This is a genomic window from Nocardioides carbamazepini (assembly GCF_024614185.1).
In the GTDB taxonomy this organism is placed as follows: Bacteria; Actinomycetota; Actinomycetes; order Propionibacteriales; family Nocardioidaceae; genus Nocardioides; species Nocardioides carbamazepini.
Window position 1 is genome coordinate 79,246 of the sequence record NZ_JAHTLF010000024.1, and the last position, 17,691, is coordinate 96,936.

The window sequence follows — 17,691 nt, forward strand, 5'->3', positions numbered from 1 at the left end:
GATGCCCGCGTTGAGCAGGAACAACGGCCACAGACGGAAATCAGGGGGTTGGGGAACCCACGGCATTAGGGACACCATGAGCCGGAGTTCGATGATGAGACCGCCAATGGAGCGGGGATCCGCCTCGATCGAAGCAGCCGTCGGCGTACCCGCCTTCGTCCTCTTCATCGGCCTGATCATCCTCGGCGGACGCACCGCCACCAGCCACCAGGCCCTCCAGAGCGCCGCAGCCGACGCCGCACGTTCCGCCTCCATCGCACGCGACGCCACCGCCGCCAAAGCCGACGCACTGACAGCAGCGAAGTCGAGTCTCGCCAACCAGGATGTCCCATGCACCGCAGTGTTCGCCACGGTCGACACCGCAGCATTCCTCAAGCCCCCGGGCGAACCCGGCGTCGTCTCGGTGACCGTCTCCTGCCGACTCGACCTGTCGGACCTCGCCATTCCCGGCATCCCCGGCAGTCGCATCCTCCGCTCGACGATGTCGAGCCCACTCGACACGTGGCGGGAGCGGACATGACACACCTGGACCTGCGAAAGGGCCGCGGCGAGCGCGGGTCCGTGAGCATCTGGCTGGTCACCTCGAGCCTCGCGATGATCCTGCTGGTCGGCCTCGCCGTCGACCTCGGCGGTCAGGTCCACGCGCAGCAGCGCGCGCACGACCTCGCCGCACAAGCCGCCCGCGCCGGCGGACAGGAAGTCCAAGGGCCACCGGCCATCGAGGGCAGCAGCCTCGCGATCGATGTCGCCGCGGCACGCGCAGCGGCGCTGCGCTACCTCGAAACCGCAGGCCTCACCGGAACCGTCGAGGTCTCCAGCGCCGACACCATCACCGTCACCGTTCACGACCGCTACGAGCCGCGATTCCTCGGCGCGGTCGTCGCCGGCGACCTGCCGGTCACCGGTAGGGCTACAGCCCACCTCGTCCGCACCCTGGGAGGCGACCCCCGATGAAGAGGAACCTGACACCGTCCCACCTCAGGACGCGCGCAGCCGGGCTGGGAGCAGTCGTCGTGCTGCTCGTCTTCGTCCTCGGCACGCCGGCACTGCTCCTGGCCATCGAGGCCGGACCGTCGGCCACGGCGTTCGGCTGGTCCACACTCACCTCACGTGACGACGGCACCCTCGCCCTCGCGGTCATCGGCACCGTCGCCTGGGTCGCGTGGGGAATCTTCAGCGCCTCCATCATCCTCGAACTCGTCGCCCGCGTCCGCGGCGTCCGCGCACCTCACCTGCCGGGGCTGGCCGTACCGCAGATGGCATCGGCCCGCTTGGTCGGCGCCGCCTCGCTCTTGTTCATCGCCCTACCCACCCTCAGTGCCGTCACCGCGGCCGTGAACACTCCGCGCGCGGACGCGGCCCCAGCTCCTGTCCATGTCCCTGCCACGCGCCCTATGAACTCGCCAACCCCGGCAGTCGCTCCCTCATCCCCGCCGACAGCAACATCAACGCCGGCATCGGCGGGGGTCTCGACAGCGATCGGGGCGGCGACGGCGCACGTCGACGAGACGAGCGGAACAGAGGCATACACCGTGCGTCGCGGCGACAGCCTCTGGAAGATCGCCAAGGAACGGCTCGGCGACGGCACCCGGTACGTCGAACTGGTCGACCTCAACCGCGGAGTGCTCAACGGGCGACCCGACTTCCTCACCCCAGGGACCGTCCTCCGCGTTCCCTCCGTCAACCAGACCGACGATAGCCGCGGCGAGAGGCCCAGCGAAGATCTCGGCGGAGATCTGGGCAGAGACCTCGGCGAGACGACCTATGTCGTCCAGCCCGGCGACACGCTCTCCGAGATCGCCAACAAGACCGTCGGTGATGCCACGGCCTACCCGCGGCTGTATCGAGCCAGCATCGGAACCCCCCAACCCGATGGCGCCCACCTCACCGACCCGGACCTCATCAGACCGGGCTGGCACATCACCATCCCCGCCAACGACCCGACAGAACGGGAAGGCAGTCCGGCTAGCCCGGACCCAGAGCAAGAACTCGGCCCGCCGCCGAGCCCCGGCGACGCCCGTCCAGGTTTCCCACCCCCACCTCCGCCAACGACAGCTGCAGAAGCGGAACCGACCCGCTCCTCAGACGCCGTTGTGTCTCAGCACGACGACGACCGCCAAACACCAGGATGGCTGCTGCCCGGCCTGACCGCAGGCGGTGCCGGATTGGCAGGCGCCTTGCTGATCGCCCTACGACAGCACCGACGTACCCAACAGCGCTACCGCCGACCAGGCAGGATCCTCCAAGCCCCGCCAACCGAGCTACGCGCGACCGAGAAGTCGATCCATGCAAGCGGGTCGCTCACCGCTCCCCGCATCGAGGACATGGACCGCGCATTGCGCGCTCTCTCGGCGACCCACCCGTCAGTGGGCATCAAGACCGCGCGGCTCAGCGACACACTGCTCTCGCTCGAACTCGATGAAGCCGACCACCTGCCGAGCCCGTGGCAAGGAGCGAACACGACCTGGACCCTGGATCTCCGAGACCAACTGGCACCGGAGGCCGACGACGATGCCGACATCGCGGCACCGTGCCCGCTCCTGGTCAGCATCGGACAGACCAGTGACGGCTCGCTCGTGTTCGTGAATCTCGAGCGCTTGCGCGTCGTCACCCTGACCGGCGACCGCCAGCTGTCCGAGGCGCTCGGGCGGCACATTGCAGCCGAACTCTCGCTCAACCCCTGGTCACGACTCGTCGAGATCGACACTCTCGGCATCGGTGCCGAGTTGGTCGAGATCGACCCGCTGCGCATGCGCCACCATGCTGACGGCGACACCGCGTTCCTCGAGCAGATCGGAACCGATCTGGAATCAGAGGACCCGCACCTTGAGCCTGACCGCTTCCGGGCCGTCGTCGCCAGTGCGGAGCTGGCCGATCCCGGCATCCACGACAAGGTCGCCACGATCGTGACCAGCCACCCACGCCGGCCCGGAGCCACGATCATCACCATCGGCGGCCAACCCTCCGCCCACAGCGCCGTCGTTCACCTCTCGCAGGGTCGGTTGCGGATCGAAACCGTGGGCCTCGACCTCATTGCAGCAGGCCTTACGAGCGAGGAGGCAGCGGCGTGCGCCGCGCTGGTCGACATCACCCGCGACTACCCGACCAACATCGACATCCCCGCCAGTCCAGCCGAAGCCAACGGATCTCGGGTCGACCCGAACATCACCGTCTCGCGCGACACTACCGCCACCGACGCAGCCGGCGCACTCGCAGCAGCACTGACCCAGCCGCGTCCAGTGGGTCCTGCGGGTGAGGGATCACTGCTTCCCCTAGACGCCGCGGGGTACGAACACAGTGCGGCCACCACAGCCGATGACATCGACCGCCTCGCACCGCTCGCAACCGACGACGCCGCGAACGCGATCCGAGAGTCCGACCCGACCCTCGATGACGACCTGGCCCGCTGGGAGGCACCCGTCGTCCTCGTACCCCAGCTGACGCTCCTCGGTCCGGCCAACGCCCGCACTGCCGGCGACGCGAAGCAAGTCGCCCGCCGCAAGCCCTACTACGTCGAAATGCTGGCCTACCTGGCCCTCCACCCCCAAGGAGCGAGTGCAGCCGAGGTCGCCGATGCCTTCGGCATCCGAGTCGAGCGCGCACGGACCGACCTCAGCGTCCTACGACACTGGCTCGGCAACGACCCCACCACCGGGCAACCGCACCTCCCGAGCGCGCGGTCACGGAAGGCTCCTGGTGAGCCTGGTGGGGCGAAGTACGCGCTTCAGGGTGTTCTCACCGACTTCGACCTCTTCCGGCGACTTCGCGCCCGTGGGCAGAGCCGTGGCGCCCATGGCATCGATGATCTCGTCCAGGCGCTCAGGCTCGTTGCCGGCGAACCGTTCTCGCAGTTGCGTGCCGAAGGATGGACATGGCTCCTCGACGGCGACCGACTCGACCACATCGCCACCTGCGCCGTTGTCGACGTCGCCCACATCGTCACCACCCACGCGTTGGCCATCGAGGACCTCGAGCTTGCCCGCTTCTCCGCCGAAACCAGCCACCACGCAGCTCCATACGACGAAACCGGCAGACTCGACCTCATCACCGTCGCCGCCGCCACCGGCCACACAGCAGCAGCCGAACGACAAATCACCAACGGCATCCTGCTCCGCACAGACGACCACCTCGGCCCAGTCGAACTCCCTGAGCGTTCAGCGGCCCTCCTCCGAAGCCGCAGTCCGAAACGTCATACCGGTGAAGAGACGCGACCTTGACGTCGCCATTCAACAACCGGTCGACCAGTTCGGCGCAGTCCATACAGAAGGGCGAGTGCCGCTTACGCATCAGCCAATGGCCCCTGTCCCAAGTCGAACTCATCCCCTCGCAGGACCCCCGAGGGCGAGGTTCGCCGGCGGTGTCCGTCCGGATCAACTCGCTCTGGGGACATTGGCGATCAGGTTCTCCAGGAACGACTCCAGCCCGGAGCCACTGCTCTCTGGCCGCTCCTTCCACCCGCCGTCACCGACGTTCGCACATACCAATCACGTCGCCGGCCATGTTCTCCACTCACCAGCAGCTCTCTTCTTTTGCCGGACCCGAGGCGGAACCAGAGGTAGACCGGTGTTTCTCGGGAAGCCGAGCACGAACTCTCTGAATCTCAAACAGCCACGCCCGATCCAGCAACCCTCGTTGGCCAGCCCGAGTGCGTTCTGCCCAGCTGCTGCCATGCGTCGGAAGTGGATCCGGCTCCGGCCTCGGCCTAGGGTGGATCACTATCACCCCTAGATTTCCCCTTTTGGAAGGCGCCCCGTCATGGCCCAGCGTGTAGTGACTCAACTGATCAGTGACCTCTCCGGCGAGGAGATCAAGACCGGCAAGGGCGAGAGCATCGAGTTCGCCTACCGCGGCATCGCCTACCGCATCGACCTCACCAACAAGGAAGCAGCTGGCTTCGACAAGGCGATCGCTACCTACCTGCAGCAGGCCACCAAGACGAGCGGACGCCGCAAGGTCACCTCCGCATCCTCCAAGAACGGCTATGTCGCCAAGGATGTCCGCGCCTGGGCTGTGGCTCACGGCATCGATGTGCCCGGGCGCGGTCGCATTCCTGCCGGAGTGCTTGAGGCATATGACGCCCGGCGATGAGCTTCCGGACACATCCCTGCGTTTGGACAGAGCCCCCGAGGGGTGGCGGGTTTTGAGGTAATCCTCAGTGCCTACACGTCGCTGCTCCCGATGGCGGCGACCGGCTCAGTATCGCTGGCGTCGTAGAGCTTGGCCATAGACCCCTCGGACAGGTAGCGGCGCTCGCCAGCGATCCACTCGTCGTGCATGTCGATCAGCACCGCTCCCACCAGCCGGATCACCGCGGCGGCGTTAGGGAAGATGCCCACGACCCGGCTGCGGCGCTTGATTCCCTTGTTGACCAACCCACTCGAGCGGGTTGGTCAACCAGATCCTGCGCCAGTGCTCGCGTGGGAAGGCGGTGAACGCGGTGGCCTCAGCCTTCCCCTCGTCCATCAGCGGGCCGAGCTTGGGGAATCGGGCGGCGAGCTCGTCGCGGGTCCCGTCCCACGCCGCATGGACGTCCCCGGCGGTGGGCTGGGCGAAGATCATCCGGAACGCCGCAGCAACATAGTCGGCCTGCCCCTTGTGGAGGTGGGTGATCAGGTTGCGGGCGACGTGGACCCGGCACCGCTGATGCGCAACACCTTGGAACGCCCGCTTCAACGCTTTCACGAGGCCGGAATGCTGGTCGCTGATCACGAGATTCACACCGGCCAGTCCGCGTTGCTTGAGGCTAAAGCAGGAAGCTGCGCCAGAACACTGCGTCTTCGCCGATCCGCACTGTCGTCGACGCCCAGGCCGAGGATCTCCCGTTCACCGGTGGCGGTGACACCAGTCGCGACGACCACGGCCATCGACACACGACCTGTCCGCCCTTGCCGGGGGCATTGTGGACGTGGAGGTAGGTCGCATCCAGGTAGACGTAGGGGAAACTCGACGTGGTCCAGGGTGCGGGCGCCGAACGCACCGACGGTCTCGTCGATCCCGGCGCAGATCCGCGAGACCTCAGACTTCGAGACACCGGTGCCGCCCATCGCTTCGACGAGGTCGTCGACGCTGCGGGTGGAGATGCAGTGGACGTAGGCCTCCATCACGACCGCGTACAACGCCTGGTCAATGTGACGGCGGGGTCGAGGATCATCGGGAAGAACGACCCCTCGCGCAGCTTCGGGATCCGCAGCTCGACATCGCCGGCCTTGGTGGTCAACTGCCGCGGACGGTGACCGTTGCGTTCAGCAACGCGGACCTCGGTGCGTTCATAGGGTGCGGCGCCGTGCGTTCGGTGGCTTCGAGCTCGATCAACTCCTCCAGCGCGACCCGGACCGAATCACGGACCAGATCAACGCCATCACCGGTGCGGAATGCCTCGACGAGTTCGGACAGAGCAGACCGGGTAAGGCCATCGGTGGACCTCCTTCTTCGATGAGTGCTTGGCCGTACACACCGAAGATCCCGCCGATGGCCCTCTACGTCTTCACGCCTCGCTGCCGGCCCTCAAACCCACCACTCCCCGGGACTCTCCTCCTGTCCGCGGTCGCGCCACCGAATCAGAGTTGGGGCCGCGACCTCTTCCGTACTGCGTCGCACTACTGGTTGAGGGTTGTCCATCTACCAACAGGGCTCTACAGTTAGCCCTTACCAGAATGCATATCCCGAGGAGGGACCGCCGCATGAGCGCCATCGGAATCGGTCGAACGATGCCTACCCGCCACCATCGCATCGCGCACTTGGAACTGATCACGGAGCTTGAAGAAGCCGACGTCGTGACCGACGACGACGACGGCTCCGCCGAATAGGCGCAGGCTTGCACAACGCCAACGCGGATGGCGTCGAGCCTTTCCATGCCGAAAGCGGGCTTCGCTTGGGACGCCGTAAGCGCGGAGACCGTCCTCTATATTGAGTCAGCGAACGTCGCTGGCGTGACAACATCTGCTCAATGGGCAGTCCGCCACTTCGAGGACAAGATTCAGGACGCGAACGTAACGCGTGTCGTCGCGCGCATACCTTGCGACCGACTTGAGCTGCCACTGGCCGACTGGCAGAGAACCACGACGTACGTCCGCTGGAAGGGCGATGACCAGCCCTATGGACCTGACGCGCCCCTTGCAAGTACGAAGCATCAGGTCCAGACCTGCCGTTCCCGTAGCGCGCACGACGACCTGCTGGTCGAACGTTGGCTAGCCCGAGCCATCAAGGACGGCACGCGGCTGGCTCTAGGTCGTACCGTGCTGGATGATCGTGTCACCGAATACGTAGACGCGTGGATGTCGGATCCTCGCCGGATATCGTACGTCGCGCTCTGTGACGAATGTCGGTCCACAGTGGGGCACGCGACGCTCCTGTCACCATGTCCGAACGATGGGCAATCGTCCACCCCGTTCATGGAACTGGTTGACCTGCTGGTGGAGGATGGGCCGTGCGCGAGCACGGCACGGCGCGCTCTTACTAGGGAAGCCATCGTCGCGGCGAACAATCGCAAGCAGGACCTTGTGGGCAACGTGACCCATCTCCCAGGCGAAGGCACCGGTCGCAGCGGCGCTCGCACGATCTTGGACCGCTTGATCGAAAGTGGGTGGATTCCGCTCTACGCCCTCCTTCAAAGAGACATATCTTCATTTTGAGTCGGCGGCCTTTGGCGCCACGGAGAACTATTTCAGGTAGGCGATCTCGTGATTCATGCGGGAAATACGGAAATTCCAATGACCGTGGAGTTTTCCGAAGAGAAATTGCGGCAAATTCTATCTGCTCCACGAGGCTTCGGGCCGGCCCAATTGCTGTCAAAGGCTCGGCTGAACAGTTCTGGAAGTCGTATCGCCGCTCTGGTGATATCTATTCTAGCTCACGAAAACCCACATCTCTTAACTCGTGGAGCCAAAGACGAGCTCGACCGAGCCCGAGATCGCGCGGAGATCTATAGCGCAGTTTGGCAAGCCGTGGCCGCGAGGTCGCCCTCGGCGTTCGTCATCAAGGGACCTGAGTTATCGTCGCTGTACCCGCGAGGGATTGTGCGTCCTGTAGGAGATCTGGACGTAGTTTGTCCGAGCCAAGATCGGTCAGATTTCTGGAGCGCCGTAATCGCGGCCAGACGGGCGTTCGATCCGAAACGAGTTCGGCTTGAGATCTTCGAGTGCTCGGACGAACAGACCCACTATGTCGTGAGTCTCCACCGGCCGTCGCCTGACCCTCTTCTGGATCCGGAGCTCCGCCTTGAGATCAGCACATTCGCCTTCATCAACCACTCGAAGCAAGTGCCGATTCGACGTGACATCCCGCAGACCGGACCAGTCAGGCAGCTTATCTCGATTGCGAACGAGGGCTTCACAAGAACCTGGTCTACGTGTGACATTTTCGACGCGCTCTTGGTTCTGAAGCTTCTGACAGAAGCAGAATGGGAATCCGCTGTTGACGCCGCAATGAATTCGCTTGTAGCGCCAGAATTGGCATCGCTGATCCAGCGTGTCGTCGAGGTCTTTCCTGAGATGTGCGAATCATCTGCGCGGTTCTTGTCCATGTTGTCCGCCGCCGACGAGGCAGAGCGCCAACGGCGCGCTGACGCCGACAGGTCGCCGCCCGTGGCGGACCTGGGCGCTCAGCCTCTCACATATCCATCGTCGCAGTACAGCGGGTTTGAGATTAGGCGCACCGCGCTCTCAGCGCGGGGCGTGGTGGTTCTTGAACTCGATCAAGAAACGGTTTGCGAAACACCTGTCGGACATTTCCTGATTCCCGGAGCAGGGACGAACCGTGACTCGATTCGGCGCGTTCGCGAACTGGTTGACCAGAGGCCGTGAGTATCGGGAAGGGGCCGCACAAGGCGCCTCGGCTGCCGGTTTCCAAGCCTTCAGGTGAAATCTCCATGGCTACCCACGTTTCCCGAGCACGCATTCCGTGATCAACCTCTCAAGACTTGCGTCAAAATCGCCCGGCACAGGGCGTCTGCGCCTGAACCTGAACTTGTTCGTCGAGAGCGTACGCACCAGCGCTTCGCTCGAGCCACGCCTGTTCGCCGCTTCTCTTGCGCTTCATCTGACAGTCGCTGTCGGATCAGTTCTAGGGCTGCTATGCATCAGGACCGTCATTCGTGCCTTAGAGAGCTATCCGGACACAAGCGCTTTGACGATTTTGCCGTGGTCGGCGCTACTGGCGGCAACCATGGGCACAGCACGTGCGGCCACAATCTTGAACTCCCGGACGAGGGCAGCCATCGGCAAGAGCGTGGACCGAGTGATCGAGCAGGAAGTTGTCAAACTATCTCTATTGGCGCCTACGCGCACTCACGACGATCAGAACTTCTTGCACGTTCGCGAACGGGGCGCGTACTCAGTGTCCCGGCTCAGCGACAAGGTAGTCGCCGCCTGGCTCGGTTCCTATCTGCCGCTCGCTGCAATCGGGAGTGTTCTCGTTAGCGTGAGCTGGCTATTGCCGGCAACTGTTGCAATCGCGTCGTGGGTAGCGTACTGGACATCCAAGCGCATGGGCGTCGCCGCTGGACAGCAACGGCGCATCGAGTCGCGATCACAACGACAGAAGGACTCTCTTGCTGACGCGCTGTTCAGCGACAGCGGGGCCTTGGAGCGCTATTTCCACGGCGTCGATTCCGTTCTCTATGCCGCGTATCTGGAAGCGGCTGATCGCGAGTTCGCTGCCACGAAATCGGGGATGCGCTCGCTCAGTCGGTTGAACATGAAGAACTCGATCTACCGTGGGATGGCAAACTGTCTCGTCTATTCGAGTCTTGGTTTCGCTGTCTTCTCAGGAGCGGCAGGCGTAGCTGACGTTGGCATGGCAGTCGCGGCGCTCGCTATGGCGAGGAGATTTCTCAAGACAGGTGCGTCGGCCAGCGGCCAGATCGCGGAGGAGTTCAGTTCTTTCGAGGAACTGGTGAACGAGCTTGGCCAAGTTGATCGAGACCCGACGTGCCGTATTGATATCAACATCGGAGCGAAAGCTCCGGTCGTGACGTTTTCAAATGTCAGCTTTCGCTACCCGAGTAGTGAGGGTTTTGCACTGGAAGGCGTATCCTTCTCAGCCTATGCTGGACAGGTTGTTCTTGTGCTCGGAGCGAATGGCGCAGGCAAGAGCACGGCACTTCGTTTGGCAACGTCGCTGTTTCAGCCAACCCAGGGACGCGTCTCGTACTCCGAGGGCTTCAAGCCACCAGTGGACATTGCCTATCTTGGCGCCGACAGCACGGCATACCCTGTGCCTGTCGGCGCCCTATCAGGTGAGCTCCAGGTCGCGAAGTTGAGTGTAGAGATGGGCGGCGAAGGGCTTGCTCCTTGTCGGCCAGGTGGAAAGTCGTGGAGATTCGACTGCTCCGACCACTTGCAGGTTCCAGTGGGGAATCTGTCGACCGGCCAGCTTCGCCGTATGGAATTGACCAGGACGATGTCGAAGCCCGCGCGACTCGTCATCTTGGATGAGCCAACTCGTGGTCTCGATGTTGCTTCGGTTCAGCAGTTCTTTCGTACGGTCCGCGAGACCGCGGATCTAGGCGTCGCCGTCGTGCTTGCCGACCACTCGCCCGTTGCTCGTACGATCAGTGACGTTGTGGTCGTTCTGGACGACACGGAGGGTGCTGCTGGCCACGCAACGTGATGTCGAGAGACCGAGAGCTCTCGTTTCGTGCGGTAGCTGCGGCCGCCGAGGCGGCGCGTGCGAGGTGTACTTTCCCAAGGGCCAGTGCACCGACTGGGCTCCTACCCGCCGGACCATCTTTCTTAGGCACCCCGTGTCCATGGAGGTTTCAATTGAGGTACGTCTCCTACAGCGGTCCCACGATCAGTCCGCAAGAGGTCCGACAGCATTGGGAACAGCGCACTCCGATTGAAGCTCGCCCTCCGGTGCGCCATGGTGACCTTCTCGCCACCGGGTTGAAGATGGGCGATTCCGTTCTTATCATCGATGGGAACTTTCATCAGGAAAGAGCGGTTCGGCACAAGGAGATCCTCGTTCTTCTCGACGCCGGTGTGTCTGTTCATGGTTGCTCGAGCCTTGGGGCCCTACGCGCTGCCGAGCTTTGTCGTTACGGCATGGTCGGGCACGGAACAGTTTTCGCGCGCTTCCGCAGCGGAGAACTCGAGGGTGATGATGAAGTTGCGGTGGCTCAGGCTTCTGCCGACGACGTCAGGGCAGTGAGTGTGCCGATGGTTCGTGTCCGCGAGTGGGTTGCGCTCGCGGCGGAGACGGGAGTGTTGGGCGGGAATGATCGGGCGGCCGAGTTCATTGACACAGCCCGAAATATCTACTATCCGCTACGCAGTATGCCTGCCTTGACGAAGGCGTGGAGAGGTGTCGGCCATGACGGCGTGAATCTGTGCGCGTGGCTGACGTCCATGCTGGGCCGAGACGCTCGGTTCGGCGATGTCAAGTGGGTCGACGCAGTCGGTGCCCTGCGGGCACTGCCTCAGCCTGGCCAACACCTGGCGAGCGACAGGTACACGTCTGAGCGCGATCTCGGTCCATGGTGGCGGACTCCGCTGGTGAACGCGTGGAGTGATCGGTATGCCTCAGCGCATGATCGACCTTCCCACCGGGAAAGAGTATTGTATCAGCAAGTATTCGGTATTGATTTCAGTTCACATTGGCGTGAATACATGGAGATCCTGTCGCTTGATGAGAGCCTGCGCCTGGTTGACCGCCTGCACACAATTCTTCCATATGTGAGGCCAGCGAATATCGAGACTGCCAGTGAGTTGTGGTGTCCTCAACTACCTACCTCCCCTGGCGACTTCGATGTTCTGCTAAGGGACGAGTCTGCCGCGGACGTGGAGCGGCTGGTGGCGTACCTCCAATTGTGGCGGTGGGACCTGGCCCGTGAGTCCGGGCCGTCCGACCTGAGCGCGCTCCAGATCGAACATGCACTGTCCCAGATCTGGGGCGTGCCGCGCGGAGGTCTGGGCCGGGAAGCTCGTGCGCGAGGGTTCGCTTCGAGGGAGGATTGCCTGACCTCCACGCCAAAGGTGCTGCTTGGCCATCTCTACGACCAGCACCGACGACGGGCGCGCGAGGAGCCCGATCTCTCATGATCGAACGTCTGCGGCTTCCTGGAACATATCGCTCGGTATCCCCAGAGGAAACCTGGGAATCTGCACGCGTCCTCTTCGACGCAGCGGGCATCACGAGAGTGAGCGATGTGACGCATCTCGACCACATAGGCATACCGGTGGCGATTGCGTGCCGGCCGACATCGGCCACCCTCGCGGTAGCGCAAGGCAAAGGCGCTACGTTGTCCTTAGCCAGAGTTTCGGCCGCAATGGAGAGTCTGGAGCTCTGGCATGCTGAGCGAAGCATCGATGCCGCTCATACAGGGTGCGCGCGCGATCTCAAGCTTCCCTACTCAATACACCGCCTGGCGGGTAGACGGATCGCTGATGGCTACATCGACCAGTTGGTACTCGATTGGACGCCGGGCATTGGGATGTTGTCGGGTGCGAGTATCCTTGTGCCGGTCGATGCAGTACGGCTCAACTTCTCCGAGCGGTCGCCGTGGCATCTTCGGGCGTTCGCTTCCTCGAGCAACGGCATCGCATCAGGAAATAGCCGATCGGAAGCAGCTCTGCACGGTCTCTATGAGCTCATAGAAAGACACCTGGCCGGCGGCCTGACGGCAGGCAGGAAAGACGCACGGCGATTGGTCGATATCACGAGCATCGACGACGCCTCTCTCCTGTCGCTTGTTGCTCGCCTAGACCAGGCGCACGTCACCCTGGAGTTGGCGGAGATTCCCAACACGTTTGGCGTCTCGTGCTTTGTGGCACATATCTGGTCGGAGGAATACCCGATAGTCTGTGGGGGCTCCGGGTGCCACTCTGACACTTCGATCGCCGCATCCCGTGCGATAACAGAGGCGGTGCAGTCGCGACTTACGCAGATAAGCGGTACCCGCGACGACATAGCCTCGCGGACCGACCGATTAGTGACGTTCACCAATCCACTTCTGCCGGGAACTATGAAGTGGAGCGAGGTGGTGACGGACTTGCCCACACGACGTCTCGATGAGGAGGTCGAGTGGGCGGCGGAGAAGATTGTGCAAAGTACGTCGGCGGAGCCGATCATTGTCGAGTTCGACAACTCGATGTCCGACCTTGCCTTTCTTCGCGTCCTAGCCCCGGGCCTGACGATCGGCGATCTGCGGACAGTTCCGGTCTGACAGCGTCCTCAGGATCTCCCCCTGCCGCCAACTTGGTTCGGCGCACCTTCGCTATGGAGGACACCGCCCACTGGATGGCGCACGGATCATGGCGCTGCCCGGCCAGCGCGATCCACTCCGGGCCGAGGTGGAGGATCTCTGGTCGAGTCCATCTCCGACTATTTGCGGGAGTCACGCCCCGTGGCCGCCTCGGACCGGGCGCATCTACTCCAAGGTGCCTGGTCGCCGCCTTGTGCGAGTAATGCCCATCCGTGACCGCGCCCCGTCTCGCGATCTAGCTGCCGTCGTGAACTGACGGCCACGGAAGGGGAGGGCTCCGGCTGCCCGGCTGGCAGTTCAGTTCAGGTGTGATTCACAGGCTACAGTTTGCCCAACGCGGTCGGTCCCCAGTCGGCCGGGCGCTACCGATGATTCCGAGTTCGACGATGTCCTGTTGGTTGAGGGGTGCGTTCCCAATGTCGCTCAGCGAGAAGTTTCCGTCCGTGTGCATCATCGTGAACGGTCCATCTGCGGTCGGGAAGTCGACGCTCACTAGCGGGCTCCAGCAACTATCGCACGAGCCGCTCCTTAGATTCGGCGTGGACGAGTTCTACAAGACTATTCCCGCGAAATGGTTGGCTGGAACGCCGAACAATCTTGGCAAGCGTGGCTTTCAGTACGTCGAGCACGGCGAAACCGCCTCGGGCATTCGCCTCCGCAATCTAGAGAGCGGAGTGGAGGCCATCCAGATGTTGCTCGTCATGAATGTTGCCATCGAAGCGATGCTGAGGGCAGGGGCATCCTTGATCGTCGACGGGCAGACGTTCGATCAGCCGGTGACAACCGATTTGTGGCGCCGGCTCAAGATGCTGGAGAAGGAAGGGGTTTCCATGCCCCTCTTCATCGAACTTAGCGCCGATCCGCGAACGATAGACAAGAGAAATTCGCGTCATGCGCATCCTTCCTATATCGGTGTGTATCAGTCGACCTTGGCTTCGCAGAACCATGAGGTTGATCTACAGCTTGACACGTCGGCTCTTAGCGCACCACAGGTCCTCCAGCGCGTAGTCCTCTACCTGGAGTCACGGGGCGTTGTGCTGCGGGCCCGCGCCCATGGTGACCATGTCGAAGGATGAGGCGTCGGCAGATGCTGCCGCGTTGTCTTCGTCCTCCGTCGGCGACGCCAGCTCAAGTGGTGGACACACTCAACTCGGCATCTCGGTAGTTGAGGCCGAGGAGGCGATGGCAATGGGCGCTCGTTGGGGCTTGGAATACAGGAACAAGGCGCCCAACGCGATGACCGGCGTCGATTCGTTCCTCAACCTGTGGATGAACCCGAAACGTATCCGCCAGCGGGCGACGTTGCATGTCAGCAGCGAGGGTAACATCAATCGCGTCGGGATGTCTGGCGAGCACGCGGCTGATGATCTCGACCCCTTGCATCCGTCATGGACGGCAGCCATCGAGCCGCGCATCCTCCCACTTGTCAATGTCCTCGCCCAAGAATTCGGCGTCGTCACGTATGACAGTTGCGAGGGCCATCGATCGCGGAATAGACCCGCAGCGAGGGTTGGGGTTCTGCCGCGAACCCACAGCGAGGGGGACCTCTTAGCACGCGCCGCGCTACGCGCTGTCAGCAACCGAATCTCGGAGACCCCGTGGACCTGGGCGGCGTTCGTGTCAACCTTGAAATGTAGCGACACGGGAAGGAGATTCGTTTCGATTGAGCTCCGGCTGGACTCATCAACCTTCGCCGACCGCACTACATTCTTCAGGCTCCGCGGGCGGGCCGTCGAACTGTTTGCATCCGAGATGCGTCGGAGTCTCGCGAACATCGGAGATCTTGAGTCCGTGAAACGTCCAGCAGGGCGTCGGATACGCCGTGCTTGAGCCGACAGTGATCCTCGCTGGCCCCGTCGTCTTCAAGATCCTCAGTACTATAGACGTCGGTGGGTGGAATCTCGCCTGCGCCGAGTCTGCTCCGGCGCCGCAGGTGCTCCTCCACACGCGTGTGAGTAGACAACGTTCGATGGTCGTCACACGCCGTGCACCCGGCGCCGCGCCCAACGTCTGGTCAGCCAAGCGGACCTGCCTGTTGTCCTACCTCACGTTCCAGGAGGCATGCGCTGATCGCGCCACAACAAAGAACTTCTCGATAGCCTCGGAGCCGGAGATCAGAGGATGGGATCGGTATGTCGATCTCGCCCACGCGGACGAGTTCGACAATCGTGTGCTTACGTGGGCGTTGGCGGACGAGCGCGATGAAGTACTTCATCGGTATCCCTCGGCACATCGACGCTTGGTTGCTGCGGCACGGCGAGCAGTGTGGACTGGGAAACAAGTCTTGGTTCATGCCGATTTTCATTTCGACAACTGCCTGGTGTCGACCGGCGGAGATCGTGTCGTGATCTTGGACTGGGACGGCGCCTACCGAGGGTGCCTGGGTGAGGGCCTCGATTTGGTGTGGGCCGATATGGTCGAACGTGGCCAGGACCCCGCTGTCGCTCTTGAACTTGTGTACAACTGCCGGTTGCGGTACGGACACGAGAGCCTCGAGGCCTTTTGTGCTGTGCTGCTCCGCGGCGCGTCACGTCGACTGATTCGACTGATCGACTCGATGCTTGCTAGGAAGAGACAGCCTGCACGGATTGGCGCCTATGTCATGGCCTGGTATTCACGATACCACTACGTGATAAACATGCTCGGCAGTCACTCCATGTTGTTGGGCGAAGATCTCGAATGAACAAAATGGGCATCCTCTCGGCTGGGGTAGTCCTGGGGATTCCGTCCGCCCGGCCCGACCGGCGCTACGGGCGTTGTGTTGAGCATCGTGGCATAGTCTGGTCAGTTGACACGGTGACCTGCGTGTTGATGCCAATTAACGGATCTTCGCCAATGGTCGCGTTGGAGAAGCCCTTCAATGATTGCTTCGTGGCGGATATTTGCAGCTCCGGCGAAAACCTGGTCGTTGTATTCGGCGCCCGGTCGTGGAGTTCATATAGTGGCACGTGGCAAGTGTGGCGAGTCAGCCGCGAAGGCCTTCTCTTGCAACATGTCGCAGTGCCGCTCGACGGTATTCCGAGTGCCGTGTCTGGCGATGGCGATAGCCTTCTCGTTGGTGTTTCATCTCTAGAAATCTCCGCCACAGATGAGTGGGCCGGTGGCGGAATTGTCTCGATGGGTCCACGCGGCGACGACGTGCTCTACCGCCACAGCTCGCTATCGACGCGATTCTCCCCGTCCGGACTAGCGGCCGGCCCGCACGGGGTGCTGTACTTCGTCGATCAAGGCATGCATGTGTTGGGCCGACTCGACTCGGCGGGTCCCAAGGTCGTCTTTGGTGAATTGGGCATCCCGCGCGGAGATTGCACCGGCCTCTCCGTCCCGATGGGTGTGGCTCTGAGCGGTGATGTCATCTATATCGCGGACTCTAGGAATGGTCGTATCGTCGCGGTCGACGTAGGTGGGACATTCCTGGGTACAAGTCCTCAGGGTCGCCTGGCTGACCCTCGGTCGGTCGTCTGCAGCCAGGGAATTCTCCACGTAGCTGACACCCGGCGGCCAGAACTAGTCGAACTGAAGGCAGGCGACCTCGTCGCTGGGGACTCGGACGAGCCAGTACTTGAGCGCGAGACCGAACTGTCGTTCCCGCGAGTGATCCGATCGAGCGATGGCGTCCTCCTTGTGGCTGACACCAATCACAATCGCGTGCTGTCCGTAACGTTGGATGACAGGATGAAAGCCGTGGAAGTAGCCGCGCTTGAGTGCTCAACCACATGGCCGCGAGGCGCTTCACTCTCCCCCGACGGGACGCACGTCGCGATCTGCGACGGTGTCGGCGCGGCTGTCAAGATCGTGCAACGTTCCTCGGGCGAGCAGGTCGCCATCGTCGACTCGGTTGACGGTCGACGAATCGTGGACCCGCACGACGCAGTCTGGATCAGTGAGACAGCACTCGTCGTCGCGGACGGTATGGACGTCGCGCGCGTTGATGGGTTCAAAGAAACGGTGTGGTGCATTCGATCGCCAGACCCGCATCAACTCGCCCTCGGCGAAGGCGAGAGCATCCATGTTGCTGATCCGACTTCGGGCTGCATCCTCCAATTGGACCGCAACTCAGGTGCTGTGATGGGCTCGTTGTCGCACGCCCGAAGTTCCGGTGGAGGCACCATCTCTCTTCGCAGGCCCCGCGCAGTCGCGGCAGCGCGCAATCTACTGGCTGTAGCCGACGAGAATGGCTCGGTGCTGTTCATCCGGGACCGTCAACTGTACGCGTTGTGGGATGGCACCTACGAGGTCGATGGAACCCAGTACGTCGCGCAGGCCGTGCGGGGCCTCGACTTCCTGGGTGACCACTTGCTCGTGAGCGACCACCGCAACCACATGGTGATTGCGGTTCGCCCGAGCTTCGGCGGAGGGTTCGCCAACTGCGGCTAGACACCTCCGTGCGGGGTCCATATGATGTGACACGATCAACTACTGTGCAACGACGTGAGCGAGTGTAGAGCCACTGCGAGGTGGCGGTCCACCAAGGAGAGTTTAAAATGGAA

General features: G+C 62.8%; 16 protein-coding genes and 1 pseudogene. 14 read left to right on the top strand and 3 right to left on the bottom strand.

Features of this window, described 5'->3' with window-relative positions; genetic code table 11:
• The first annotated feature begins 106 nt into the window (after positions 1-106).
• The 4 genes from KVF89_RS25390 (at position 107) to KVF89_RS25405 (ending at position 5,088) form a co-directional block, all read left to right on the top strand.
• A complete protein-coding gene (locus KVF89_RS25390) occupies positions 107-520 on the top strand; it encodes a TadE/TadG family type IV pilus assembly protein (protein ID WP_257429791.1) in 414 nt (137 codons plus the stop codon).
• Complete coding sequence (locus KVF89_RS25395) at positions 517-954, top strand: pilus assembly protein TadG-related protein (RefSeq protein WP_257429794.1); 438 nt, start codon at positions 517-519, stop codon at positions 952-954. The genes KVF89_RS25390 and KVF89_RS25395 overlap by 4 nt, the downstream gene beginning before the upstream one ends.
• Positions 955-1,013: 59 nt before the next feature.
• Entirely contained in the window at positions 1,014-4,217 is a 3,204-nt protein-coding gene (locus tag KVF89_RS25400; protein ID WP_257429797.1) for a LysM peptidoglycan-binding domain-containing protein, read from the top strand.
• 538 nt (positions 4,218-4,755) lie between these two features.
• Positions 4,756-5,088 carry a histone-like nucleoid-structuring protein Lsr2 gene (locus KVF89_RS25405; RefSeq protein WP_257429801.1) on the top strand — a complete coding sequence of 111 codons (333 nt, stop codon included), beginning with the start codon at positions 4,756-4,758 and terminating at the stop codon, positions 5,086-5,088.
• A gap of 71 nt (positions 5,089-5,159) precedes the next feature.
• Here the strand turns inward: KVF89_RS25405 and KVF89_RS25410 are convergent, their stop codons facing one another.
• The 3 genes and pseudogenes from KVF89_RS25410 to KVF89_RS25420 all read right to left on the bottom strand — a co-directional run.
• The gene (locus tag KVF89_RS25410; RefSeq protein ID WP_257429803.1) at positions 5,160-5,336 is read right to left on the bottom strand and encodes a transposase; all 177 of its coding nucleotides are present in this window, start codon (positions 5,334-5,336) and stop codon (positions 5,160-5,162) included.
• Positions 5,320-5,718 (bottom strand): transposase, encoded by a 399-nt coding sequence (locus tag KVF89_RS25415; RefSeq protein ID WP_257429805.1) that lies wholly within the window; start codon positions 5,716-5,718, stop codon positions 5,320-5,322. Before KVF89_RS25415 ends, KVF89_RS25410 begins: the two co-directional genes overlap by 17 nt.
• Positions 5,715-6,229, bottom strand: a pseudogene (locus KVF89_RS25420) (transposase); the annotation flags it as partial. The gene KVF89_RS25415 and the pseudogene KVF89_RS25420, both read right to left, overlap by 4 nt.
• Positions 6,230-6,680: 451 nt before the next feature.
• Here KVF89_RS25420 and KVF89_RS25425 point away from each other — a divergent pair.
• From KVF89_RS25425 to KVF89_RS25470, 10 genes are all read left to right on the top strand, one after another.
• Entirely contained in the window at positions 6,681-6,806 is a 126-nt protein-coding gene (locus KVF89_RS25425; RefSeq protein WP_257429808.1) for a hypothetical protein, read from the top strand.
• A gap of 27 nt (positions 6,807-6,833) precedes the next feature.
• The gene (locus KVF89_RS25430; protein ID WP_257429810.1) at positions 6,834-7,631 is read left to right on the top strand and encodes a hypothetical protein; all 798 of its coding nucleotides are present in this window, start codon (positions 6,834-6,836) and stop codon (positions 7,629-7,631) included.
• A 48-nt stretch (positions 7,632-7,679) separates the two neighbouring features.
• Positions 7,680-8,801: a hypothetical protein gene (locus KVF89_RS25435; protein WP_257429812.1), complete on the top strand. Its 1,122-nt coding sequence runs from the start codon at positions 7,680-7,682 to the stop codon at positions 8,799-8,801.
• A 97-nt stretch (positions 8,802-8,898) separates the two neighbouring features.
• Positions 8,899-10,608 (top strand): ATP-binding cassette domain-containing protein, encoded by a 1,710-nt coding sequence (locus KVF89_RS30505; protein ID WP_257429814.1) that lies wholly within the window; start codon positions 8,899-8,901, stop codon positions 10,606-10,608.
• Positions 10,609-10,853: 245 nt separating this feature from the next.
• The gene (locus tag KVF89_RS25445) at positions 10,854-12,038 is read left to right on the top strand and encodes a TfuA-like protein (protein ID WP_257429817.1); all 1,185 of its coding nucleotides are present in this window, start codon (positions 10,854-10,856) and stop codon (positions 12,036-12,038) included.
• On the top strand, positions 12,035-13,162 hold the full coding sequence (locus KVF89_RS25450) for a YcaO-like family protein (RefSeq protein ID WP_257429820.1): 1,128 nt from the start codon (positions 12,035-12,037) through the stop codon (positions 13,160-13,162). Before KVF89_RS25445 ends, KVF89_RS25450 begins: the two co-directional genes overlap by 4 nt.
• Positions 13,163-13,617: 455 nt before the next feature.
• Positions 13,618-14,277: a phosphotransferase-like protein gene (locus KVF89_RS25455; protein ID WP_257429823.1), complete on the top strand. Its 660-nt coding sequence runs from the start codon at positions 13,618-13,620 to the stop codon at positions 14,275-14,277.
• Positions 14,264-15,031: a hypothetical protein gene (locus tag KVF89_RS25460; RefSeq protein ID WP_257429825.1), complete on the top strand. Its 768-nt coding sequence runs from the start codon at positions 14,264-14,266 to the stop codon at positions 15,029-15,031. Before KVF89_RS25455 ends, KVF89_RS25460 begins: the two co-directional genes overlap by 14 nt.
• A 139-nt stretch (positions 15,032-15,170) precedes the next feature.
• Positions 15,171-15,884 (top strand): phosphotransferase, encoded by a 714-nt coding sequence (locus tag KVF89_RS25465; protein ID WP_257429827.1) that lies wholly within the window; start codon positions 15,171-15,173, stop codon positions 15,882-15,884.
• Positions 15,885-15,889: 5 nt separating this feature from the next.
• Complete coding sequence (locus tag KVF89_RS25470) at positions 15,890-17,578, top strand: NHL repeat-containing protein (protein ID WP_257429830.1); 1,689 nt, start codon at positions 15,890-15,892, stop codon at positions 17,576-17,578.
• Positions 17,579-17,691: the final 113 nt, after the last annotated feature.